Here is a 1,156-nt window from a genome sequence, read left to right on the forward strand (position 1 = left end):
GGGAAGATACATGGGCAGATTCAGCTAAGCATTCAAGGAAAGAGTCGTCCGTTTCCGACTTTGTTAGATTCCAAGAAGAAATCTATCCCCGTGACAGACTTTTCCTCCTTGCTGCAAAACTTACAGGTTGAGCTGGGGAATCGTTTTCGTCGACAACAGGAAAACTACGAGTCCCTGCGCTGTAGTCTGCAGGAAGCTCTTAATAAATATGAAGAGGAAAAGTCTAAAACAAACCGGATCCAGCTCCTTCGATCTCTCAAGGACTCTCTACGTAATGGCCAGGAGACCCTAGATGAACTTGAGCGTAAACGGAAGGAGTTGGAACAGCATATTGCTAATTTCGAAAACTGGCTTTCTCTTGCTGAGAATATCTCGCAGTTTACGTTACAACTCCTGCAACAGAAGGACAATAACCAGGTGGCTTCTGCTCTGTTAGATGAACTCAACCAGGATATCGTGTTTAAAATCAAGGAGTACCTTGCTAACAGTAAATTGCACGCTCTGGCTGATTGGGAAATCTTCGAGAACAAGATCCGGAGTCTACAGGACCGGTGGGGCAAGGCGGTCCAGGAGCGCCGCAAGGCCTTTGCCACACATGTGGAGGCATACAAAAAGCTCCTAGAAGATGCAGGGATCAGCAGGGTGGATTTAGATGCGCGGTATGACGATGCTAACCCCGACCTTAGCCAGAAACAATTAGTCCAAGACGTTAAGAAGCACTTGGAGGAAGTAAGAACTAAGGCCAGGCGATATCTTGATAACATAAGAAACGAAATCCTCAAGGCCAAGAAGATCTACGGGTTAAGGAGCATGGACGACACTTTGGATGTTGAGAGCGAGTGGGTTCGAGTAGATAGAGCTTTACAAGACCTCTTTCACCGCCTCACCGAAGACGTTATTTTTGACAAAAGGCAATTTGAAAGCTGGCTTGCCGACCTGAAGCCGTTCACCGAACCCGAAGGTATTATCGCAGACCTAAATCATAGGGTCGGAAAAACTGTGCATGAGGTAGCCAAGAGTCCACTGGAGCCACAAGAGGAGGAAGTTCTCCAAGTGATTATTAAGCATCAGGGAAATTTGACAGAAGCCTTCGTTGAATTGCTAAACGAGAACCCTAGGTACCGCACTGTTGAGGACATCTTGCCGTCTGTTGTTG

General features: G+C 46.9%; 1 pseudogene (cut by a window edge). It reads left to right on the forward strand.

The window, feature by feature from the left end:
• Positions 1-318: 318 nt before the first annotated feature.
• A pseudogene (locus H5U02_10815) lies at positions 319-1,156 on the forward strand (hypothetical protein) (it continues 1,118 nt past the right edge of the window).

The organism is Clostridia bacterium (assembly GCA_014360065.1).
GTDB lineage: Bacteria > Bacillota > DSM-521 > Neomoorellales > JACIYF01 > JACIYF01.